The 23,377-nt window shown below is 66.7% G+C and carries 11 protein-coding genes; 8 read left to right on the forward strand and 3 right to left on the reverse strand.

Annotated features, from left to right (window positions below):
• The first annotated feature begins 129 nt into the window (after nucleotides 1–129).
• From XaplCFBP3123_RS08500 to XaplCFBP3123_RS08510, 3 genes are all read left to right on the forward strand, one after another.
• Complete coding sequence (locus XaplCFBP3123_RS08500) at nucleotides 130–4,224, forward strand: CHASE domain-containing hybrid sensor histidine kinase/response regulator (protein WP_104533638.1); 4,095 nt, start codon at nucleotides 130–132, stop codon at nucleotides 4,222–4,224.
• 32 nt (nucleotides 4,225–4,256) lie between these two features.
• On the forward strand, nucleotides 4,257–5,261 hold the full coding sequence (locus tag XaplCFBP3123_RS08505; protein WP_104533639.1) for an HD-GYP domain-containing protein: 1,005 nt from the start codon (nucleotides 4,257–4,259) through the stop codon (nucleotides 5,259–5,261).
• A gap of 399 nt (nucleotides 5,262–5,660) precedes the next feature.
• Nucleotides 5,661–7,088 carry a DHA2 family efflux MFS transporter permease subunit gene (locus XaplCFBP3123_RS08510; protein ID WP_104533640.1) on the forward strand — a complete coding sequence of 476 codons (1,428 nt, stop codon included), beginning with the start codon at nucleotides 5,661–5,663 and terminating at the stop codon, nucleotides 7,086–7,088.
• Between the two features lie 32 nt (nucleotides 7,089–7,120).
• Here the strand turns inward: XaplCFBP3123_RS08510 and XaplCFBP3123_RS08515 are convergent, their stop codons facing one another.
• Together XaplCFBP3123_RS08515 and XaplCFBP3123_RS08520 are read right to left on the reverse strand one after the other, a co-directional pair.
• Nucleotides 7,121–7,417 carry a hypothetical protein gene (locus XaplCFBP3123_RS08515; RefSeq protein ID WP_104533819.1) on the reverse strand — a complete coding sequence of 99 codons (297 nt, stop codon included), beginning with the start codon at nucleotides 7,415–7,417 and terminating at the stop codon, nucleotides 7,121–7,123.
• A gap of 517 nt (nucleotides 7,418–7,934) precedes the next feature.
• Nucleotides 7,935–12,944: an NAD-glutamate dehydrogenase gene (locus tag XaplCFBP3123_RS08520; protein WP_104533641.1), complete on the reverse strand. Its 5,010-nt coding sequence runs from the start codon at nucleotides 12,942–12,944 to the stop codon at nucleotides 7,935–7,937.
• Between the two features lie 288 nt (nucleotides 12,945–13,232).
• On the opposite strand from XaplCFBP3123_RS08520, the gene XaplCFBP3123_RS08525 reads away from it, so the two are divergent.
• From XaplCFBP3123_RS08525 to XaplCFBP3123_RS08535, 3 genes are read left to right on the forward strand one after another with little or no spacing between them, the layout of a single operon-like run.
• Complete coding sequence (locus tag XaplCFBP3123_RS08525; RefSeq protein WP_104533642.1) at nucleotides 13,233–13,892, forward strand: TetR/AcrR family transcriptional regulator; 660 nt, start codon at nucleotides 13,233–13,235, stop codon at nucleotides 13,890–13,892.
• Nucleotides 13,893–13,906: 14 nt separating this feature from the next.
• A complete protein-coding gene (locus XaplCFBP3123_RS08530) occupies nucleotides 13,907–15,214 on the forward strand; it encodes an efflux RND transporter periplasmic adaptor subunit (RefSeq protein ID WP_104533643.1) in 1,308 nt (435 codons plus the stop codon).
• Between the two features lie 12 nt (nucleotides 15,215–15,226).
• Complete coding sequence (locus XaplCFBP3123_RS08535; RefSeq protein ID WP_104533644.1) at nucleotides 15,227–18,397, forward strand: multidrug efflux RND transporter permease subunit; 3,171 nt, start codon at nucleotides 15,227–15,229, stop codon at nucleotides 18,395–18,397.
• 279 nt (nucleotides 18,398–18,676) lie between these two features.
• Here the strand turns inward: XaplCFBP3123_RS08535 and XaplCFBP3123_RS08540 are convergent, their stop codons facing one another.
• On the reverse strand, nucleotides 18,677–19,666 hold the full coding sequence (locus XaplCFBP3123_RS08540; RefSeq protein WP_104533645.1) for a LacI family DNA-binding transcriptional regulator: 990 nt from the start codon (nucleotides 19,664–19,666) through the stop codon (nucleotides 18,677–18,679).
• A gap of 161 nt (nucleotides 19,667–19,827) precedes the next feature.
• Here XaplCFBP3123_RS08540 and ptsP point away from each other — a divergent pair, with 161 nt between their 5' ends.
• The gene (ptsP, locus tag XaplCFBP3123_RS08545; RefSeq protein ID WP_104533646.1) at nucleotides 19,828–22,347 is read left to right on the forward strand and encodes a phosphoenolpyruvate--protein phosphotransferase; all 2,520 of its coding nucleotides are present in this window, start codon (nucleotides 19,828–19,830) and stop codon (nucleotides 22,345–22,347) included.
• A complete protein-coding gene (pfkB, locus tag XaplCFBP3123_RS08550) occupies nucleotides 22,344–23,300 on the forward strand; it encodes a 1-phosphofructokinase (protein ID WP_104533647.1) in 957 nt (318 codons plus the stop codon). Before ptsP ends, pfkB begins: the two co-directional genes overlap by 4 nt.
• Nucleotides 23,301–23,377 lie beyond the last annotated feature (77 nt).

Genomic DNA, 23,377 nt, shown 5'->3' on the forward strand with positions numbered 1-23,377 from the left:
CCCACCGGAAACGCGTGCGGACACTGGGGAGACTGCACGCGCTCTGATGATCGTCAGGCGCCACCACGAGGCCGACTTCACCGTCGGCCAGCACACTGGGCACGCAACAGGCAAGGCAAGGGAACAGAAATGCCGAATGGCCGCTGGGATCTGCGCAGAAAATACGGGCGCCGTGCGTTGATCGGTGCACTGCTGATTCTCGCCGCAGGCCTGATCGCCGCCATTCTTGCCGGCCTGTCGCTACAGCGACATAACGAGATCGAGCGCCAACAGCGTTTCAACTATGTCGTGCGCACGCTGACACGCAATATCAGCGAGCGCATGTATACCTTCGAACACGGGCTGCGAGGCGCACGCGGCGCGGTGATCGGTGCCGGCAAAGAAATCATCAGCCGCGACCGCTTCACCCTGTACAGCCGCTCGCGCGATTACACGCGCGAGTTTCCCGGCGTGCTGGGCTACGGCTACATCCATCGCGTCGCGCCCGCCGACGAAGAGGCCTTCCTGCAGGCCGCCCGCGCAGACGGCGCGCCGGACATCCAGCGTCGGCCGCTGGAACCCTGGGATGGCGAGCGTTACATCGTGTTGTATTTCGAACCGGAGTCCTCGGGTAACCGTCCGATCGGCCTGGACATCGCGTCCGAGCCACGTCGTCGCGCAGCCGCGCTGCAGGCCGCACGCAGCGGCGTGCCCATCATGACCTCGCCGATCTCGCTGTCCGGTTATCGCATTCCCAGCGAGAGCGGATTTCTGGTGCTGCTGGCGGTCTATCGCGAAGGCATGCCGCTGCAGACGCCGCAACAGCGCATGGCCGCGACCAGCGGCTGGGTGTATGCGCCCTTCAGCGTCGGGCAGATGGTGCAAAGCACCTTGGGCGAGCGCGACGACATGGCGCTGGATCTGTCCGACAGCAACGAGCCGACCCACAACTTCTTCCGCAGCGGCACACCGTCCGGCGACAGTGCGCGTCGCCCGCCGGTGGTCCAGCAGCTGCAGATCTACGGCCGCACCTGGATCATCACCGCCCACCCCACCGCCAGCTTCCTGGCCTCGCTCGACCAGACCTCGCCATGGCTGATCGGCGGCCTGGTGCTGGGCGTGTCGGTGCTGTTTGCGGCGTTGCTGGCGCTGTATTTCAGCAACGGACTCCGGCGCGAAGAAGTGCTGCGCAAACAGATGGAGCTGGCGGCGCTGGTCAGCCATTCCAGCGAAGCCATCGTTGCCGAAACCCCGGACGGACACATCACCCACTGGAATCCCGCTGCCGAAGCGATGTTCGGATACAGCGCAGACGAGGCGATCGGCCAGAACCTGACGATGCTGCTGTCGCCACAGCCGTATGCGATTCCCGACATCGAGCACGCCGACGAACGCCATTCGGTCGATACCTCGGCGGCACAGAGCATGCGCCATCGCGATGGGCATCTGGTCCATGTGCTGGCCAGCAAGGCCCCGATCATCGAGCGCGATGCCACCCTGAGCGGGCATTCGCATTTCTTCCGCGACATCTCCGAGCGGGTGCGTTCGCATCAGCGCATCGTCGATCTGAATGCATCGCTCGAACATCAGGTCGCCGAACGTACCAGCGAACTGATGAAGTTCTCCGCGCTGCATCGCGCGATCCTGGCGCACGCCGGCTTTGCCATCATCGCCACCGACTCCGGCGGGTTTGTCACGCTGTTCAATCGCGCCGCGGAGAAACTGCTGGGCTACAACGCCGACGAGGTGATCGGCCGCCGCAAGGCCGGCCAGTTCATCGAGCCCGAGGAACTGCGGCAGCGCGCGCACCTGCTCTCCGAGCAGACCGGCGCGCTGGTGGCGCACACCCTGGAGGCGATCGCCGCGCTGACCAGCCTGGGCCGCAGCGACACCAGCGAGTGGACCTACGTCAGCCATGAAGGCCGCCGCCTGCCGGTGCTGCTGACCCTGAGCACCCTGCGCGACGACAACGATCAGGTGATCGGTTATCTGGGCATGGCGGTGGATCTGACCGAGCAGAAACTGCACGAGAAACAGTTGCGCCTGGCGATGGACGCGGCCAAAAGCGCCAACCAGTCCAAGTCCGATTTCCTGGCCAACATGAGCCATGAGATCCGCACGCCGATGAACGCGATCCTGGGCATGCTGTACCTGCTTCAGCGCAGCGAGCTGCCCGGTGCGGCGCAGGACATGGTGACCAAGATCGACCGCTCCGCGCGCTCGTTGCTGGAAATCATCAACGACATCCTGGACTTCTCCAAGATCGAGGCCGGGCGCATCGATCTGGAACGCGCACCGTTCGACCTTAACCAACTGTTCGACAACATCGCCGACCTGATGCGTTCCTCGCTCAGCACCAAACCGGTGGAAATGATCGTCGAACCGCTACCGCGCGACTGCCGCTGGCTGCTCGGCGATGCGCTGCGCATCAACCAGGTGCTGGTCAACCTGGTCGGCAACGCGATCAAGTTCACCGAGCAAGGCGAAGTGGTGCTGTCGGTACGGCGCTTCCCCAGCGGCGATCCGAACAAGCTCAAGCTGCTGTTCTCGGTGCGCGACACCGGCATCGGCATTTCCAAGGAAAAGCAGAGCCTGATCTTTTCGCCGTTCCTGCAGGCCGACACTTCCACCAGCCGCCGTTACGGCGGCAGCGGCCTGGGCCTGACCATCAGCCGGCGCCTGATCGAATTGATGGGCGGCGAGCTGGAAGTGGAAAGCGTGCCCGGCCGCGGCAGCGAGTTCTATTTCGTGGTGACGCTGGAAAAAGCGGCCCCACCGCCGGCCCAGCACGACCTGCCCGCGCTGCCGCCGGAAGCGATGCCGCGGGTGTTGATCGCCGACGACCACGATGCGGCGCTCAACAACCTGGTGCGCATCGCCACCGAACTCGGCTGGCGCGTGGATGCGGTCGCCAGCGGCCAGGCCGCCTTGCAGGCGATCGAACAGGCCAGCGAGCCCTACGACATCTTCCTGCTCGACTGGCGCATGCCCGATATCGACGGCGTGGCGATCGCGCGGCAGATCCGCGCGCGCGCCGCGCCCGGCCCGCATCCGGTGATCGTCATGGTCACCGCGTACGAGCGCCGCCTGCTGGAACAGCATCCCGAGCAACAGGATCTGGATGCGGTCATGACCAAGCCGGTCACCAGCGCGGCGCTGCACCGGCTGGTGGAGCAACTGGTCGACGAACGCCCCGGCGCACGACCGGTGACGCCCACCTCCGTGGCGCGTCGCCTGGAAGGCGCGCATCTGCTGCTGGTGGACGACAGCGAGATCAACTGCGAAGTGGCGCAGCGCATTCTCGAAGGCGAAGGCGCCATGGTCACGGTCGCCCACGATGGCGAGCAGGCCATCAATACGCTCAGACGCGCGCCGGAGCTGTTCCAGCTGGTGTTGATGGACGTGCAGATGCCGGTGGTCGATGGCTATGAAGCCACGCGACGGCTGCGGCAGATCCCGGCGTTGGCCAGCCTGCCGGTGATCGCGCTGACTGCCGGCGCCTTCCGCCCGCAACAGGAGAAAGCGCTGGAAGCCGGCATGAACGGTTTCATCGCCAAGCCGTTCAATGTGGAGGAACTGGTCACCGCCATCCGTCACTTCCTGCAGCCCGGCGTGCGGCGCATTCCGTCGCTACCGCACGAAACCGATGTAGATGGCGGCCCCGAGTGGGAACACGCCGAACCGGAGGTGCTGGATGCGGCGCGTGCACGCAGCCTGTGGCGCGAGCGCGAACCGTACGAGCGCTATCTGCTCAAACTGCTGCGCGACAACCCCGACCCGGCCGCAGCCGCATCCGAGCATCTGCGCCGCAACGAGCTACCGGCGATCGGCGCGCTGGCGCACAAGCTGCGTGGCGCGGCCGGGTCGCTGGCGTTGCCGGCCCTGGCCGGTGCCGCCAGCGATCTGGAAACCCGCATCGAGCAAGGCCACGACATCACCTCGTCACTGATCGCACTCAAGGACACCATGCAGCGCACCGCCGCCGCGATCCACGCGTTCCTGCAACACAGCGACAGCGACCAAGCGGCAAGCGATGCCGGTGTCGCGCTGGACGCGGACAGCGTGCAGATCCTGGAAGCGGCCCTGGGCAGCGACGATGCCGACAAGATCGACCATGCGCTGCTGATCTGCGCACCGCGTCTGTCACGCAACCTGCAGGAAGAACTGCAGCGTGCGGTGGAGGATTTCGACTTCCGTCGCGCCGAGGCCACGTTGCGCGACTGGCAAGCCACTCACCTGCGCTGACCGGTCACCACGCCGGTCGGCAAGGAGCCTCCATGCCGCATCGTCCCCTGCTGTGCGTCGATGACGAATCCAGCAATCTGGCCACCCTGCGCCAGTTGCTGCGCGACGACTTCCCGCTGGTGTTCGCCAAATCCGGCGGCGAAGCGCTGGAGGCGGTGTTCCGCCACACGCCGGCGTTGATCCTGCTGGATGTCGAGCTGCCCGACATGGATGGCTACGCGGTGGCGCGCACGCTCAAGCAGCAGCCCGCCAGCACGGCCATCCCGATCCTGTTCGTGACCTCGCGCAGCAGCGAGCACGACGAACGCACAGGCCTGGAAGCGGGCGCGGCCGATTATGTCAGCAAGCCCTACTCGCCCGCCCTGCTCAAGGCCCGCATCGCCACCCAGTTGAAACTGGCCGAAAACGCGCGTCTGGCGCAGCAATACCGCGATGCGATCCATCTGCTCGGTACCGCCGGGCAAGGCCAGGATGCCGACACTGGCGCACATATCTGGCGCATGGCCGAATATGCGCAGGTGCTGGCCGAGAAGGTCGGCTGGTCGGCGCAACAGGCGCAGCTTCTCCAGGATGCCGCGCCCCTGCACGACGCCGGCAAGATTGCGGTGCCCGGCAACCTCCTGCACAAGCCCGATGCGCTGGACGAACACGAACGCTCGGTGGTGCGCCAGCACCCGCAGGTCGGCCACGACCTGCTGCGGCTCGGTCGCGGGCCGGTGTTTCAGCTGGCCGCGGAAATCGCGCTGCATCACCACGAATGCTGGGACGGCAGCGGCTATCCCAACGGCCTGGCCGGTGACGCCATTCCCGAATCGGCGCGCATCGTGGCGGTGGCCGACGTGTTCGATGCGCTGTGCGGGCGGCGTGCCTACAAGGCGCCATGGACGGTGGACGATGCGGTGCGCAAGCTCGACAGCATGGCGGGCAAGCAATTGGAACCGCGGCTGGTGCAGCATTTTCGCGAGGCGTTGCCGCAGATCCTGCAAATCATGGACGCCTGGGACAATCCGGCAGCACCGCGTCGATCTGAAAGATGAGCACTGCTGCGTCCCTTCTCCCGTCTGGGAAAAGATGAGCGCCGATGCTTCCCTTCTCCCGAGAGACGAGCGCCGTGCCTCCCTTCTCCCACCGGGAGAAGGTGCCCCGCAGGGGCGGATGAGGATACGGCCAGCCGACCAGCCATCACTCCTGGTGACCTGTATCAGCCGCCCAGGCAATCCAAAACAACGCTGTGGGCCATCCGGGCGGCGACGCCGATACACAACGTCCGCAACAGCGCATCCACATCACGACACACGCACTGTTACCCCTGCACGCTTGAACCCCGCGTCGCACCGGCGGACAATGTCAATGTTGCGCCGCACAACACCGTGCGACGCGGGCCGATCCGATCGCCATCTGCGCGCCACCGATGCGGCCCCGCAACCGAGAGTCCGATGTCCTCCAGCGTGTCCGAGGCCGGCGTCACGCCGCCGCGTTATCCCGATTACCGCATCATCTCGCTGATCCTGGCCTGCGCCATCTTCATGGAGCAGATGGATGCCACCGTGCTGGCGACCGCGCTGCCGACCCTGGCGCGCGATTTCGGCGTTGCCGCGCCGGCGATGAGCATTGCCATGACCAGCTATCTGCTGGCACTGGCGGTGCTGATTCCGGCCAGCGGCGCGATCGCCGACCGCTTCGGCCTGCGCCGCGTGTTCGGCGCCTCGATCTGGGTGTTCGTCGGCGGCTCGCTCCTGTGTTCGCTGGCCGACAGCCTGCCCACCATGGTCGCCGCGCGCGTGCTGCAAGGCGCCGGCGGCGCGATGATGGCCCCGCTCGGCCGGCTGATCCTGTTGCGCACGGTGGAGCGTCGTCATCTGGTGTCGGCCATGGCCTGGACGCTGGTGCCGGCCTTTATCGGCCCGATGCTCGGCCCGCCGCTGGGCGGATTTTTCGTCTCGTATCTGGATTGGCGCTGGATCTTCTATATCAACGTGCCGATCGGCATCGCCGGCTTTGTGCTGGTGCGCCGTTTCATCCCCGACATTCCCAGCGAATCGGCACCGGCACGCTTCGATCTACGCGGTTTCGTGCTGTGCGGCACCGCGTTGGGTTGCCTGTTGTTCGGCCTGGAAATGGTCAGCCAGCAGGACGGCATCGGCATGGCGAGCTGGCTGCTGGCCATCGGCGCCAGCGCTGCGCTGGGATATCTGTGGCATGCACGCCACCACCCTGCTCCGCTGCTGGACCTGAGCCTGCTGCGGATCGACTCGTTCCGGTTATCGGTGATCGGTGGCGCGCTGATGCGCATCACCCAGGGCGCGCATCCGTTCCTGCTGCCGCTGCTGTTCCAGATCCGCTTCGGCATGAGCGCCGCGCACAGCGGGCGCCTGATCCTGGCCACCGCACTCGGCGCACTGCTGATGCGCAGCATTACCCCACAGTTGCTGCGCCGCTTCGGTTATCGCAACAGCCTGATCGGCAACGGCGTGCTCGCCAGCCTGGGCTACATGGTGTGTGCGTTGTTCCGGCCCGACTGGCCGCCGGCGCTGATGTTCGGCCTGCTGCTGTGCTGCGGCGCCTTCATGTCGTTCCAGTTCGCCGCCTACAACACCATCGCCTACGAAAACGTGCCCGCGTCGCGCATGAGCCGCGCCAGCAGCCTGTACACCACCTTGCAGCAACTGATGCTCTCGGTCGGCGTGTGCGCCGGCGCGATGATCCTCAAACTGGCGATGCTGGCGGGCGATCATCTGCAACCGCAACAACGCGATTTCTCGCTGGCGTTCTGCGTGGTCAGCCTGATCTCGCTCAGCGCAACCTGGTGGCATCTGCGCTTCGACAAGGACGCCGGGCAGGAAATGAGCGGGCACCGGGCTTAGGCATCAAGACCGCCCGGCTGCAATCGAAGCGTTTACAGCGTATCTGCGATACGTTGTTGCAACGCATGCAGCGATTCTTTTCCCGACGCAGCCAGCGCACGCGACGCATAGAGCAGGCGATCGGTGAGCTCGCAGTCCAGGCCAGGTTGGCCAGTCTCGCGGGCAGCCTCGCCGGCGTGCAGCATCTCCAACACGCCCTGCAGCCCGAGCAAGCAATGATCGATATGCGCGCATTTGAGGGCCAGGCCAAATTGCATCGGCAGATCGGACCAATGGAGGCCGTTGGTGGCTTCCGCACCACGTGACTCGGACAGGCGACGGAAGAACACGTCCTCACGCTCATCACCATGATCGGCCATGGTATGGGCGGCCGGCTGCGAGGCGGTTGCGGTAGTGGCCGAATGGGCAGGATTGGTACGCGGCATGAGGGATCTCCTTGGATAGTGGAGAGCATCGCCATCGTCGACCGGCGCTCGTGCGCCTTGGATTTCGGGCTTCCACACCCGTCTGCAGGATCTACTGCAACTAGGCGATACTCATCGGACTATTCGAGAGTGTCAAGAAGCATGGGATTGTTCACCTACTCGCGTGCGTTGTCTGACATGCCTCTGGCATGCAGACATGCTCACAGAAAGGCAGCACGCGTGTCGTAGCTGACCGGATGTGGACCACGCGTTTGGTCACACCCGGACGACGCATTGGACTCGCGATCGTACGGAGCAATTCCGCATGTAAACAAGGCGACCCTTGGGCCGCCTTGTGCATGGGCAGACAACTACGTAACTGCATCAGCTCAGCCAAGGTGATGGCGAATCACTCGCTCCGCCATCACCTCGCTGCACACAGTTACATCCCGTGCGCCGCCAACTGCCCCAACCGCTGCACCGCCACCGACACGGTCGGGTAGTCCAGCGTCTTCTGCTCGGCCACATCGGCCAGCATCGCCAGGGTGAAGCGCAGGCTGGAATCGTCGCGTGCCAGCCAGTTGGCCACCTTGTCCTCGGCACTGCTGCCGGGCATGGTCAGCACCTGCGCCACCAGTGCGCGCTGATGCGCGGCCAGCTCGTCGCGCAGCACGCCACGTGCCACTGCATGCCAGCGGCCGTTGACCTCCAGTGCGTCGATCTGCTCGAACAACCACGGCAGGCGCAGCGCTTCGCCCAGGCGGAAATGCACCTTGGACACGTCCACCGGCTTGAGCTTGCGGGTGCGCGCGGTTTCGATGATGTCGAAGGCCGGTTCCAGATAACGCAACTCGCACAGCTGTTGCGCCAGTTGCGGCGGCAGGCCCTTTTCCTGCCATTCCTGCACGCTCGCTTCGTACTGCGGGCGCTGCGCATCCGACAGCACGCCGGAGGCGATACGGATGTCGTTGAACGGGCCGTGGTAACGCTCCACCGCCGCGGTGATGCCCGGCATCTGGCCCGGACGCAGCAGCAGCCAACGCACGAACGAGCGTTGCAGGCGCCAGATCACTTCCAGTGCATCGATCTGCACCGACTCGGGCACCTTGCCGTCCAGCGCGTCGATCTGCGTCCACAGCGCGCGCGCATCCAGGGTCTCGCGGCTGATGGTATAGGCCTTGGCGACCTCGCCGATGCTGCGGCCGGTGTCTTCCTGCATCCGCATCAGGAAGGTGGCGCCCATGCGGTTGATGGTGGTGTTGGTCACCGCAGTGGCGATGATCTCGCGCTTGAGGCGGTGACGCTCCATCGCATCGGCGTACTTCTTCTGCAGCGGCTGCGGGAAGTAGCGCTGCAGTTCCTTGGACAGATACGGGTCTTCGGGGATATCCGATTCCAGCAGCTGCTGGAACGCCACCAGCTTGGAATACGACAACAGCACCGACAGCTCCGGACGCGAGAGGCCCTGCCCGCGTGCCTTGCGTGCGGACAGTTCGGCATCGGAGGGCAGGAACTCGATCTGGCGATCGAGTAGGCCCTGCAGTTCCAGCGTGCGGATGAAGTGCTGCTTGGAGCCCAGGCGCTTGACGCTCATCCGCTCCATCAGGCTGATCGCCTGGTTCTGGCGGTAGTTGTCCCACAACACCAGGTCGGCCACTTCGTCGGTCATCGAGGCGAGCAGCGTATTGCGCGCGTCGTAGGTGAGCTTCTTGGCCTGCACCATGTCGTTGAGCAGGATCTTGATGTTCACCTCGTGATCGGAGGTGTCCACGCCGGCCGAGTTGTCGATGAAGTCGGTGTTGAGCAGCACGCCGGTCTGCGCGGCCTCGATGCGGCCGAGCTGGGTCAGGCCCAGGTTGCCGCCCTCGCCCACCACCTTGCAGCGCAACTCGCCGCCATTGACGCGCAGGCCGTTGTTGGCGCGATCGCCCACATCGGCATGCGACTCGCTGGATGCCTTGACGTAGGTGCCGATGCCGCCGTTCCAGAACAGGTCCACCGGCGCCTTGAGGATGGCGTTCATCAGCTCGTTGGGCGAGAGCTGTTTGATGTTGGATTCCAACCCCAGGACCTCGCGCACCGGCGCGCTGATGTCGATGGATTTGAGCGTGCGCGGATAGATCCCGCCACCGGCGCTGATCAGCCTGGCCTCGTAGTCGGCCCAGCTGGAACGCGGCAGCTTGAACAGGCGCTCGCGCTCGGCGAACGAGGCGGCGGCATCCGGATTGGGGTCCAGGAAGATATGCCGGTGATCGAACGCGGCCAGCAGACGGATATGCCGCGACAACAGCATGCCGTTGCCGAACACGTCGCCGGACATGTCGCCGATGCCGACCACGCTGAATTCCTGGCTCTGGCAATCGCGCCCCATCGCGCGGAAGTGTCGCCTGACCGACTCCCAGGCACCGCGCGCGGTGATGCCCATGCCCTTGTGGTCGTAGCCGACCGAACCGCCGGAAGCGAACGCATCGCCCAGCCAGAAGCCGTGGTCCAGCGCCAGCCCGTTGGCGATGTCGGAGAACGTGGCGGTGCCCTTGTCGGCCGCGACCACCAGGTACGGGTCGTCCAGATCATGGCGCACCACCTGCGGCGGCGGCACGATCTTGCCGCCGACGATGTTGTCGGTGATGTCGAGCAGGCTCTGGATGAACAGCTTGTAGCAGGCGATGCCTTCGGCCTGGATCGCATCACGGTCGCCGCCCACCGGCGAGCGCTTGACGTAGAAACCGCCCTTGGCGCCGACCGGCACGATGACGGTGTTCTTGACCATCTGCGCCTTGACCAGGCCCAGCACCTCGGTGCGGAAATCCTCGCGCCGGTCCGACCAGCGCAGGCCGCCACGTGCCACCGCGCCGAAGCGCAGGTGCACGCCCTCGACACGTGGGCTGTAGACGAAGATCTCGCGGTACGGGCGCGGCTTGGGCAGGTCCGGCACGATCGAAGAATCCAGCTTGAAGCTGATGCAGTGGCCGTGCTTGCCGCGCTTGTCGGTCTGGTAATAGTTGGTGCGCAGCGTCGCGTCGATCACGCCGATGAAGCTGCGCAGGATGCGGTCCTCGTCCAGGCTGGACACGCGATCCATCAACTTCAGCAGCGTGGCGCGCGCGGCTTCCTGCTGCGCATCGCGGTCGCTGCCGCGCGCCTCAAGCACCGGCTCCAGGGCCTTGAGCGTGGTCTCGTCGCCACCGGCCAGCACCGACAGTTCCTCGCGCAGGCGTTCCTGCCCGGCAACGATCTGCGCCTTCGTCTCGCTGCCGGTGGCCGGATCGAAGCGCGCTTCGAACAGTTCCACCAGCAGGCGCGCCAGCAGCGGGTAACGGGTAAACGTCGCCTCGACATAGGCCTGCGAGAACGGCACCGCGGTCTGCAGCAGGTACTTGCAATAGCCGCGCAGCAGCGCGACCTGCCGCCAGTGCAGGCCGGCGGCGAGGATCAGGCGGTTGAAGCCGTCGTTCTCGGCATCGCCGTTCCAGATCCGCTCGAAGGCTTCGCCGAAACCGGCGTCGGCATTGGCCGCATTGATCTTGCCGGAGGTCGATTCGACCTCGAAATCCTGGATGTAAACCGGCGTCTCGCCCACCTGCAGCCGGTACGGCCGCTCGGAGATCACGCGCAGGCCCATGTTCTCCATCATCGGCATCGCATCGGACAACGGAATGTCGTCGAGCTGGCGATACAGCTTCAGGCGCAGGCCATCGCCGGCGTCCAGCCGCATGCCGTCGTCGCGACGGATGTCCTGCAGGCTCAGATGCAGATCGTCCGGGCCGTTCAGTGCGGCCAGATGCTCGACGTCGGACACCGCCGATTCGATCGACGAGTCCTCGATATAGCCGGCCGGCAACGCACGCCCGAAGTTGGCGGCCAAGCGCAGGCCATTGACCTCGCCATGCCGCGCCACCAGCGCCTCGCGCAGGGCATCGCGCCAGTTGCGCAGCAGATGCGCCAGCCGCGACTCGAGTTCGGTGGTGTTGAATTCCAGCGCCTCGCCACTCTTGGGCCGCACGATCAGGTGCAGCTGCGCCAGCGGCGACTCGCCCAGCACCACGCTGGAATCGATGTATTCGCCGTGCAGCGCCTCCTTGAGCAGGGCTTCGATGCGTAGCCGCACATCGGTGTTGAAGCGCTCACGCGGGATGTACACCAGCGCGGAAATGAAACGGCTGTACTTGTCGCGGCGCAGGAACATGCGGCTGCGCACGCGCTCCTGCAGGCCGAGAATGCCGATCGCAGTGCGATACAGCTCTTCCTCGTTGGACTGGAACAGCTCTTCGCGCGGCAGCGTCTCGAGAATGTGCCGCAGCGCCTTGCCGCTGTGGCTGCTCGGGGTCAGCCCGGACTTGCTCATCACGTATTCGTGGCGCTGCCGCACCAGCGGAATCTCCCACGGACGGCGGTTGTAGGCGCTGGAGGTAAACAGGCCCAGGAAGCGCTGCTCGCCGACGATGCGGCCCTTGGCGTCGAATTCCAGGATGCCGATGTAATCCATGTAGCCGACCCGATGCACGCGCGAGCGCGCATTGGTCTTGGTCAGGATCAACGCGTCCTTGAGCTTGGCCGCGGTGTTCAGGCCGTGCGCCGCCAGCGTGGTCACCGGGCGCGCCGGCGAGGTGTCGTGGCCGCGCATCAGGCCCAGGCCGGTTTCTTCCACCGGCGCCAGCACGTCCTGGCCGTCCTGCTTCTCCACGCGATATTCGCGATAGCCGAAGAAGGTGAAGTGGTCGGCCGCCGCCCAGCGCAGGAATTCCTGCGCCTCGTGGCGGCTGATGTCGTCCATCGGCAGGCGGCGGGTGGCCAGGTCGTCGGCCAGCATCACCATCTTTTCGCGCATCGACGCCCAGTCGTGCACGATCGCGCGGACTTCTGCCAGCACCTTGCGCACTGCCGCTTCCACCTTGGGCATGTCGTCGGCAGGCTGGCGGTCGATCTCCAGCACCATCAGCGATTCGCTCTTGCCCTCGCCCACCGCGGTCAGCTTGCCGGCCTTGTCGCGCGCGATGCGCAGCACCGGGTGGCCGAGCACGTGCACGCCGATGCCCAGGTCCGACAGCGTCATGCTCACCGAGTCCACCAGGAACGGCATGTCGTCGTTGACGATCTGCAGCAGCGTGTGCGGCGACTCGTAGCCGTGGCTCTTCAGGGTCGGGTTGAACACCCGCACATTGACCGTGCCGGCCTTGCGCGTGCGCGCAAACTCCAGCATGTCGGCCGCCAGGGCCGCCCACTGCTCGGGTGGGTGGTTGGGGAACTCGTCCTCTTCCATGCGCCGGTAGAAGTCGGCTGCAAACAGCTGCACCTCGGACTGGCGGGCAGCCGGGTAGCGCTTGCGCAACGCGGCAAAGACCGGCTCCAGGGTGACCGCCTGCGGCGCGGTGGCAAGCACGGGGACGGCATGGTCGGCGACCGGCTTGACCGACGTCGTGGACGATTTCGAAGCAGCTTTCTTGGCTGTCATGAGAGCGCTGGGATGCTCGGTGGAAAACCTGAATTGTACCGGCGCCGGATGAAGACGCCTTGCTGCATAGCGCAAATTCCTGGCCGGACGCCCACCCCCGGCGCGGCGCGAAAGCACTACCCGACTGTAATTCCTGCAGCGGCACCGGATTGGCGCCTGCATGGCCACCCGCAGATCGCCACAACCGGCAAAGTCAGGCCCGGTGCTTGGGGCACAAGGCGTTGTACAGACAGAACTGCGACCGTCAAGCCTGTTTAAAAACTGAACTGGACGGTATAGTCTACCGCCATGACCCCCCGTTCCCACCGTGCTGCCCGGCGCTCGGACTGCGACCGCCGCATCCATGCGGCTGTGCATACGCTGCTTGCCGAGCGCGGCATGCGGCTGAGCATGGACGCGGTGGCCGAGCGTGCCGGCTGTTCCAAACAGACGCTCTACAGTTACTACGGTTGTAAAGAAAACCTGTTGCGCGATGTGCTTCAGGACCATGTGCATCTGGCCACGGTGCCGCTGGGCACCGCCTCGGGCGAGTTGCGCGAGGATCTGCTGGCCTTCGCACTGGCCCACCTTGACCGCCTGAACCGCCCCGATGTGTTACAGACCTGCCGGTTGGTGGAAGCCGAATCGCATCGGTTCCCCGATCAGTCGCAGCAGATCTTCCAGGATGGGGTCGTGGGAATGCAGCAACGCCTGGCGCAGCGTTTCGAACAGGCGATGCAGGCCGGCCAGCTGCGCCATGACGATCCGCACTGTATGGCCGAACTGCTGTTGAGCATGATCGTCGGTCTGGATTTCGACCGGCAACGCTTTCAGGTTCCCCATCGCGCCGGCCTCTCCGCCAGGCAGCAGTGGGCGCAGTTCGCTGTCGACACCTTCCTGCGCGCATTTGCCGCGGTCGCTGCCACGCCTTCGCTGTCCCCGCTTTCCTTTCTCACTTCAAGACCCTAACGGAGTTCCTCCTGATGATCGCCCCGCTCCGCACATTCGGCCTGGCCTGTGCCATCACCCTGGCGCTGGCTGCCTGCAGCAAGCCCGAACAACAGCAGGCGCCGCCGCCGCCGGAAGTGTCGGTGCTGGAAATGAAGCCGCAGACCCTGCCGCTGGAACGCGACCTGGTCGGCCGGCTGTCGGCATTCCGCTCGGCCGACGTGCGCGCACGTGTCGACGGCGTGCTGCTCAAGCGCCTGTACACCGAAGGCACCGACGTCAAGGAAGGCCAGCCGCTGTTCGAGATCGACCCGGCGCCGCTGAAGGCCACCCTGCTGCAGGCGCAAGGCCAGCTGGCCGCCGCCGAGGCGACCTACGCCAATGCCCAGGTCGCCGCCAAGCGCGCGCGCAGCCTGGCCCCGCAGCAGTACGTGTCGCGTGCCGACATCGACAACGCCGAAGCCACCGAGCGCTCCTCCAGCGCCAACGTGCAGCAGGCACGCGGCCAGGTCCAGTCCGCCCGCATCCAGCTCGGCTTCGCCAGCGTGACCTCGCCGATCACCGGCCGCGCCGGCATCCAGCGCGTGACCGAAGGTGCGCTGGTGGGCTCGGGTGAGGCGACCCTGCTGACCACGGTCGACCAGATCGACCCGCTGTATGTGAACTTTGCGATGAGCAGCGAGGAACTCGCCGCCCTGCGCCAGGCCCAGAGCAGCGGCAACGTGCAGCTCAGCGGCGATGGCAAGTCCACCATCAATGTGGAACTGGGCAACGGCACGCAGTACCCGCACCCGGGTACGCTGGATGTGTCGGCGGTGACGGTGGACCCGAGCACCGGTGCGGTGTCGCTGCGCGCGACCCTGCCCAATCCGGAACAGGCACTGCTGCCGGGCGCGTTCGTGACCTTCAAGGCCAGCCTTGGCCAGCGCAACAACGCCTACCTGGTGCCGCAGCAGGCCGTGCAGCGCGATGCCACCGGCGCCTATGCGCTGGTGCTGGGCAAGGATGGCAAGGTGGTGCGCAAGAATCTCACCGTCGATGGCCAGCAGAAGGGTCAGTGGATCGTCACCGGTGGCATGACGCCGGGCGATCAGGTGATCGTCGACGGCGTGCAGAAGGCCAAGGAAGGCCAGCCGGCCAAGGGCGTGCCGTGGGATCCGAACAAGCCGGCTCAGGGGGGGCAGCCGGGTGCAGCAGGCGCGGCTCCCGCCGCAGCCCATGGTGGCGATGCGCAGGCCGCACCGGCAGCCGACAAGGCCGATGCGGCGGCACCGGCGACGCAGGAACAGTCCAGGCCAGACGCTGCGGCGCAGCCGGCCGACCCCCAGTCCAAGCAGCAGTGACGGAACCCGGACATGCCTAAGTTTTTTATCGAACACCCGATCTTTGCGTGGGTGGTGGCGATCCTGATCTCGCTTGCGGGCGTGATCTCGATCCTGAATCTGGGTATCGAGTCGTACCCCACGATCGCCCCGCCGCAGGTCACCGTTACCGCCAACTTCCCCGGCGCCAGCGCCGATACCACCGAAAAAGCGGTGACCCAGGTCATCGAGCAGCAGCTCACCGGTATCGATCACCTGCTGTACTTCAACTCGTCCTCGGCCGCCAACGGCCGCGTGACCATCACGCTGACCTTCGAAACCGGCACCGACGCGGATATCGCGCAGGTGCAGGTGCAGAACAAGGTGTCGCTGGCCACGCCGCGCCTGCCCTCGGAAGTCACCCAGCAGGGTGTGGTGGTGGCCAAGGCCAACGCCGGCTTCCTGATGGTGGCCGCGTTGCGCTCGGACAACCCGTCGATCAACCGCGACGCGCTCAACGACATCGTCGGCTCGCGCGTGCTCGAGCAGATCTCGCGCGTGCCCGGCGTGGGCAGCACCAACCAGTTCGGCGCCGAGTACGCGATGAACATCTGGTTGAACCCGGAGAAGTTGCAGGGCTACAACCTGTCGGCGACCCAGGTGCTGACCGCGGTGCGCAACCAGAACGTGCAGTTCGCTGCCGGTTCGGTGGGCGCCGACCCGACCCCGGAAGGCATCAGCTTCACCGCCACCGTGTCGGCCGAGGGCCGCTTCAGCTCGCCGGACCAGTTCGAAAACATCATCCTGCGCACCGACAACAACGGTGCCACGGTGCGTCTGAAGGATGTCGCGCGGGTCACCGTAGGGCCGAGCAACTACGGCTTCGACACCCAGTACAACGGCAAGCCCACCGGCGCCTTCGGTATCCAGCTGCTGCCGGGCGCCAACGCCCTGAACGTGTCCGAGGCGGTCGGTGCCAAGCTCGACGAACTGCAGCCGACCTTCCCGCAGGGCGTGACCTGGTTTGCGCCGTACGAATCGACCACCTTCGTGCGCATCTCCATCGAGGAAGTGATCCAGACGCTGGTGGAAGCCATCGTGCTGGTGTTCCTGGTGATGTTGCTGTTCCTGCAGAACTTCCGCGCCACCGTGATTCCGACGCTGGTGATTCCGGTCGCGCTGCTGGGCACGTTCTTCGGCATGTACATGATCGGCTTCACCATCAACCAGCTGACGCTGTTTGCGATGGTGCTGGCGATCGGCATCGTGGTCGACGACGCGATCGTGGTGATCGAGAACGTCGAACGCATCATGAGCGAGGAACACCTGGAGCCGAAGGCGGCCACGCAGAAGGCGATGACCCAGATCACCGGCGCGGTGGTGGCCATCACCGTGGTGCTGGCGGCGGTGTTCATCCCCTCCTCGCTGCAACCCGGCGCCTCGGGCGCAATCTACAAGCAGTTCGCATTGACCATCGCCATGTCGATGGGTTTCTCCGCGTTCCTGGCGTTGAGCTTCACCCCGGCGCTGTGCGGCGCGTTCCTCAAGTCGACCCATTCGACCAAGAAGAACTGGATCTACCGCACCTTCGACAAGTACTACGACAAGCTGGCGCATCGCTATGTCGGCGTGGTCGGCCACACCCTCAAGCGCTCGCCGCCGTGGATGATCGTGTTCGTGGTGCTGGTGGTGCTGTGCGGCTTCCTGTTCACCCGCATGCCGGGCAGCTTCCTGCCGGAAGAGGATCAGGGTTTTGCATTGGCGATCGTGCAGCTGCCGCCGGGCGCGACCAAGATCCGGACCAACGCGACCTTCACGCAGATGCGGGCGGTGCTGGAAAAGCAGCCGGCCGTCGAGGGCATGCTGCAGATCGCCGGTTTCAGCTTCCTGGGCTCGGGCGAAAACGTCGGCATGGGCTTCATCCGGCTCAAGCCGTGGGAAGAGCGCGACATCACCGCGGACGAATTGATCAAGCAACTCAACGGCATGTTCTATGGCATCAAGGGCGCGCAGATCTTCGTGGTCAACCTGCCCACCGTGCAGGGCCTGGGCCAGTTCGGCGGTTTCGACATGTGGCTGCAGGACCGCTCCGGCGCAGGCCAGGAGGCGCTGACCCAGGCGCGCAACATCGTGCTCGGCAAGGCGGCGGAAAAACAGGACATCCTGGTCGGCGTGCGCCCGAACGGCCTGGAAAACTCGCCGCAGCTGCAGCTGCACGTGGACCGCGTGCAGGCGCAGTCGATGGGCCTTGACGTCAGCGACATCTACAGCTCGATCCAGTTGATGCTGGCGCCGGTCTACGTCAACGACTACTTCGCCGAAGGCCGCATCAAGCGCGTCAACATCCGTGCCGACGACCAGTTCCGGACCGGCCCGGAGTCGCTGCGCAGCTTCTTCAGCCCCAGCGCCACGGCCACCGGTGCCGATGGTCAGCCGGGGATGATCCCGCTGAGCAATGTGGTCAAGGCCGAATGGACCTACGCCTCGCCGGCACTGAACCGCTACAACGGCTATTCGGCGGTGAACATCGTCGGCAACCCCGCGCCGGGCGGCAGCTCCGGCCAGGCGATGAACGCGATGGAGGAGATCGTCAACAACGACCTGCCGCCGGGCTTCGGCTTCGACTGGAGCGGCATGTCGTACCAGGAAATCATCGCCGGTAATGCGGCCACGCTGTTGCTCGCGTTGTCGGTGGTGGTGGTGTTCCTGTGCCTGGCCGCGCTCTACGAGAGCTGGTCGATTCCGGTGGCGGTGCTGATGGTGGTGCCGATCGGCGTGCTGGGTGCGATCACCTTCTCGATGCTGCGCGGCCTGCCGAACGATCTGTACTTCAAGATCGGCATGATCACGGTGATCGGTCTGGCGGCGAAGAACGCGATCCTGATCGTGGAGTTCGCAGTGGAACAGCGTGCGGCGGGCAAGACACTGCGCGAGGCGACCCTGGAAGCGGCGCATCTGCGCTTCCGCCCGATCCTGATGACCTCGTTCGCCTTCATCCTGGGCGTGCTGCCGCTGGCCATCTCCACCGGTGCCGGCGCCAACTCGCGTCACTCCATCGGTACCGGCGTGATCGGCGGCATGGTGTTCGCCACCGTGCTCGGCGTGATCTTCATCCCGCTGTTCTTCGTGGTGGTGCGCCGCATGCTGGGCGACAAGCTGGACGAACAGTCCAAGCAATACCTCGCGGCACAGGGCGACGCCGGAAGCCACCGTCCGGATCGTTGATCCGGGACATGGCGTAGAACGAAAAGCCCCGGCAATGCCGGGGCTTTTTTTTGGGCTGCGCAACAATGATGTCTCGCAGGAGCGCACGCGGGCGCGACGGGCATTACCGGCAACGCCGTCGCGCCCGGGTGCGCTCCTACGGGTGGGGGGGATTGGTGACATGCCGTGCTCGGGCAATGCCCGCACTGCGGGATGCGCCACAACCGCCACGCCGTTGTAGGAGCGCCCCTGGGCGCGATGGGCTTTCCCGGTACCCCCCCGTCGCGCCCGGGTGCGCTCCTACGATAGGGTGCAGGGGCCGGTGGAGCCACGCACCACGCAGCGGCCGGTCATCACCATGCGGCGGATCGGCAGCTGCGGATTGCGCAAGCGCTCCAGCAGCAGCGACATCGCTGCGCGGCCCATGTCCTCGACCGGCTGCTCGACCACGGTGATGCCCGGCTCGACCAGGTCGGTCCAGCGCTCGTTGTCGAAGCCGGCCAGGGCCAGGTCGTCGGGGATGCGCAGACCGGCGGTGCGGGCAGCCTTGAGCGCACCCATCAACAGCAGGCTGTTACTGGTGACGATGGCGTCGGGGCGGTCTGTACCGGCCAGCCATTGGCCGACTTCGGCGATCGCCGCTTCGGCGGTGGGCGCCACTTCGCGGTAGGCCGGCGTCAGCCCCTGCGCGCCCATCGCGGCCAGATAACCGTTGCGGCGCTCGGTCGCGGTGGTACTGGTGCCAAACAGCCCGCCGATGCGCCGATACCCCTGCGCCTGCAGATGCGCGACCAGCTCGCCCATGGCCGCGGCGTTATCCAGCACCACGCTGTCGTAGCGGCTGCCGGGGCCGGCGCGGTCGACCAGCACGCTCGGGTAGTCCAGCACCAGTTCATGCATGCGCCCGACCGTGTCGCGGGTCGGTGCGAAGATCAGCCCGGTGATGCGTTCTTCCTGCATCAATTGCAGGTACAGCGCTTCGCGCTCGGGGTCTTCGTCGGTATTGCACAGGGTCACGCGCATGCCGGCGCGATAGGCCACCTCTTCCACCGCGCGGATCAGCGCGGTGAAGTACGGGTTGCGGATGTCGGCGACGATCACCCCCAGGATGCCGGACTGCTGGGATCGCAGACGCCGCGCCATCAGATTGGGCCGGTAGCCGGTCTGGCGCACTGCCGCTTCGACCTTGGCCCGCACCTCCTCGCTGACCGGGCCGGTGCCCAGCGCGCGGGAGACGGTCGATTTGGAAACCCCGGCCACACGGGCCACGTCATTGATGCTGATACTCACTGGGACCGTTCCCGCTCCATTTGCGCACCTGGAGCCAGGTGCGGTGCCTGATTCGATGCTAACCCGAAAGCACTACACCGTTTTTGTGCAGCGCACATTGACCTGAAGCGTGGGAACGTTCCCACTATACTGCCCAGCCCGTCCCCACCCCGGAGCCCGTCTTGTCCTCTCCGTCGCCAGCCGCCCCCGTCACTCCCGAACTCGTGCGTCTGCGTGCGCATGCCCGCGACAAGGACGACGCCATCGCACAGGCCGCCCAGTTGCTGGTCGCCGCCGGCTGCGTGGCGCCGGGCTACGACGCCAGCATGCGGCGCCGCGAAGGCCTGGCGAACACCTTCCTCGGCCACGGCCTGGCGATCCCGCACGGCGTCGGCGAAGACCGCCATCTGGTGCGCCGCGACGGCATCGCGGTGCTGCAGTTGCCCGAGGGCGTGGAGTGGAACCCGGGCCAGACCACCCGGCTGGTGGTCGGCATCGCCGCCCAGTCCGACACCCACATCACCTTGCTGCGCCGGCTGACCCGCCTGATCCAGGACCCGGCCCAGCTGGAAGCGCTGTTCACCACCGACGATCCCGGCGTGATCGTGGCCGCACTCACCGGGGACCGTGCGCCCGACACCAGCGCCGCACCGGCCACCGACCTGGCCGAATCCTTCGAATGGACCATCGCCTACCCCAGCGGCCTGCACGCCCGCCCCGCCACCCGCTGGGCCGAGACCGCGCGCGGTTTCTCGGCGCGCGCCCAGGTGCGCGCTGGCGACCAGGCCGCCGATGCCAAGAGCCTGGTCGGCCTGCTGCAGCTGGGCCTGCGTGCCGGCGACAGCATCACCGTCTCGGCCGAAGGCAGCGATGCCGCCGCGTTGCTCAAGCGCCTGCGCGCAGTGATGGACAGCCTGACCGCGCAGGAAAAGGCCGATGCCGAGCGTGCCGCGCAACGCCGCGCCGCCCCGGTGGCCGGTTGGACGCCGCCGCAGGCGCAGCCGGTCATCGTCGGCATCGGCGCCAGCCCGGGCGTGGCGATCGGCATCGTGCACCGGCTGCGTGCGGCGCAGACCGAGGTGGCCGATCAACCGGTCGGCCTGGGCGATGGCGGCGCGCTGCTGCACGACGCGCTGACCCGCACCCGCCAACAGCTGGCGGCGATCCAGGACGACACCCAGCGCCGGCTCGGCGCCTCTGACGCGGCGATCTTCAAGGCCCAGGCCGAGCTGCTCAACGACACCGACCTGATCACCCGTACCTGCCAGCTGATGGTCGAAGGCCATGGCGTGGCGTGGTCGTGGCATCAGGCAGTGGAACAGATCGCCTCGGGCCTGGCCGCGCTCGGCAACCCGGTGCTGGCCGGCCGCGCGGCCGACCTGCGCGACGTCGGCCGCCGCGTGCTGGCCCAGCTCGACCCGGCCGCTGCCGGTGCCGGCCTGACCGACCTGCCGGAGCAGCCCTGCATCCTGCTCGCCGGCGATCTGTCGCCGTCGGACACCGCCAACCTGGACACCGCGCGCGTGCTCGGCCTGGCCACCGCGCAAGGCGGGCCGACCTCGCATACCGCGATCCTGTCGCGCACGCTGGGCCTGCCGGCGCTGGTCGCTGCCGGCGGCCAGTTGCTGGATATCGAAGACGGCGTCACTGCCATCATCGACGGCAGCAGCGGGCGGCTGTACATCAACCCGTCCGAACTCGATCTGGACGCGGCCCGCACGCATATCGCCGAGCAGCAGGCCATCCGCGAGCGCGAGGCCGCCCAACGCGCCTTGCCCGCCGAGACCACCGACGGCCACCACATCGACATCGGCGCCAACGTCAACCTGCCCGACCAGGTCGCGATGGCGCTGACCCAGGGCGCCGAAGGCGTCGGCCTGATGCGCACCGAATTCTTGTTCCTGGAAAGCGGCAGCACGCCCAGCGAGGACGAGCAGCACGCCACCTACCTGGCGATGGCGCAGGCGCTGGATGGGCGCCCGCTGATCGTGCGTGCGCTGGACATCGGCGGCGACAAGCAGGTGGCGCATCTGGAGCTGCCGCACGAGGAAAACCCCTTCCTGGGCGTGCGCGGCGCGCGCCTGCTGCTGCGTCGCCCGGACCTGCTCGAACCGCAACTGCGTGCGCTGTACCGCGCCGCCAAGGACGGGGCGCGGCTGTCGATCATGTTCCCGATGATCACCTCGGTGCCGGAGCTGATCACCCTGCGCGCCATCTGCGCGCGCATCCGTGCCGAACTCGACGCGCCCGAGGTGCCGATCGGCATCATGATCGAAGTGCCCGCCGCCGCCGCGCAGGCCGACGTGCTGGCGCGCCATGCGGACTTCTTCTCCATCGGCACCAACGACCTCACCCAGTACGTGCTGGCGATCGACCGCCAGAACCCGGAGCTGGCCGCCGAAGCCGACAGCCTGCACCCGGCGGTGCTGCGCATGATCCGCAGCACGATTGATGGTGCGCGCAAACACGAGCGCTGGGTCGGCGTGTGCGGCGGCCTGGCCGGCGATCCGTTCGGCGCCAGCCTGCTGGCCGGCCTGGGCGTGCAGGAATTGTCGATGACGCCCAACGACATCCCGGCGGTCAAGGCCCGCCTGCGCGGCACCGCATTGAGCGCGCTGCAGCAGCTGGCCGAGCAGGCATTGAACTGCGAAACCGCAGAGCAGGTGCGCGCGCTCGAAGCCCGGCGCGAGGGCCAGGCATGAGCCTGCACGCCATCACGGTCACGCTGAACCCGGCGATCGACCAGACCATCCAACTGGACAGCCTGCAGCCGGGCGCGGTGCATCGCGCCAGCAGCGTGCGCAACGACGCCGGCGGCAAGGGCATCAACGTGGCCGCCTGTCTGGCCGACTGGGGCAGCCAGGTCGCCGCGCTCGGCGTGCTCGGGGTCGGCAATGCCGGCGTATTCGAGGCGCTGTTCCGCGAGCGCGGCATCACCGATCACTGCCAGCGCGTTGCCGGCGAAACCCGCACCAACCTCAAGCTGGTCGAAACGCGCAGCAACGACACCACCGACATCAACCTGCCCGGCCTGCGTCTGGGCCAGCCGCACCTGCAAGGCGTGGCCGATCTCCTCGCCCCGCTGTTACGCCCCGGCCTGCCGGTGGTGCTGTCGGGCAGCCTGCCAGCTGGTTTGCCGGACGACAGCTGGGCGCAGTTGCAGGCCCAGGCCAGCGCCGCCGGTGCGCGCGTGCTGCTGGACACCAGCGGCGCGCCACTGGTGGCCGCACTCGGCGCCGCACGCCAGGCGCTGCCGTACGCGGTCAAGCCGAACCGGCACGAACTGGAAGCCTGGACCGGTCGCCCGCTGAGCGACCGCGCCGCCCTCAGCGCCGCCGCGCACGAACTGATCGCGCGCGGCATCCAGCTGGTGGTCGTTTCGATGGGTACCGAAGGCGCCTTGTTCGTACAGCGCGACCAGCGCCTGATCGCGCGTCCGCCGCGCCTGGCGCAGGGCAGCAGCGTGGGCGCCGGTGACGCGATGGTGGCCGGTCTGGCCGCCGCGCTGCTCGACGAGTCCACCGATCTGGAACAGTGCGCCCGGCTGGCGACCGCGTTCTCGGTCAGCCGGCTGGAAAGCGGCGATGCGCGCCGGCTGAACCCGCAGCAGGTACGCAAGCTCGCCGGCGAGATCGTCATCGACCAGCTCTCGTAGCAAGGCCACCGGCGCGCCCGGTGGGGGAACCACCGCCACGCGTCCGGGTTTTGCGCAAGACACCACGTATCCCGCCG

This window comes from Xanthomonas arboricola pv. populi (assembly GCF_002939945.1).
Lineage (GTDB): Bacteria > Pseudomonadota > Gammaproteobacteria > Xanthomonadales > Xanthomonadaceae > Xanthomonas > Xanthomonas arboricola_A.

Excerpts from the sequence above, each read along its gene's own strand:
- XaplCFBP3123_RS08500 (WP_104533638.1), top strand. The coding sequence starts at position 130 with ATGCCGAATGGCCGCTGGGATCTGCGCAGAAAATACGGGCGCCGTGCG.
- XaplCFBP3123_RS08505 (WP_104533639.1), top strand. The coding sequence starts at position 4,257 with ATGCCGCATCGTCCCCTGCTGTGCGTCGATGACGAATCCAGCAATCTG.
- XaplCFBP3123_RS08510 (WP_104533640.1), top strand. The coding sequence starts at position 5,661 with ATGTCCTCCAGCGTGTCCGAGGCCGGCGTCACGCCGCCGCGTTATCCC.
- XaplCFBP3123_RS08520 (WP_104533641.1), bottom strand. The coding sequence starts at position 12,944 with ATGACAGCCAAGAAAGCTGCTTCGAAATCGTCCACGACGTCGGTCAAG.
- XaplCFBP3123_RS08525 (WP_104533642.1), top strand. The coding sequence starts at position 13,233 with ATGACCCCCCGTTCCCACCGTGCTGCCCGGCGCTCGGACTGCGACCGC.
- XaplCFBP3123_RS08530 (WP_104533643.1), top strand. The coding sequence starts at position 13,907 with ATGATCGCCCCGCTCCGCACATTCGGCCTGGCCTGTGCCATCACCCTG.
- XaplCFBP3123_RS08535 (WP_104533644.1), top strand. The coding sequence starts at position 15,227 with ATGCCTAAGTTTTTTATCGAACACCCGATCTTTGCGTGGGTGGTGGCG.
- pfkB (WP_104533647.1), top strand. The coding sequence starts at position 22,344 with ATGAGCCTGCACGCCATCACGGTCACGCTGAACCCGGCGATCGACCAG.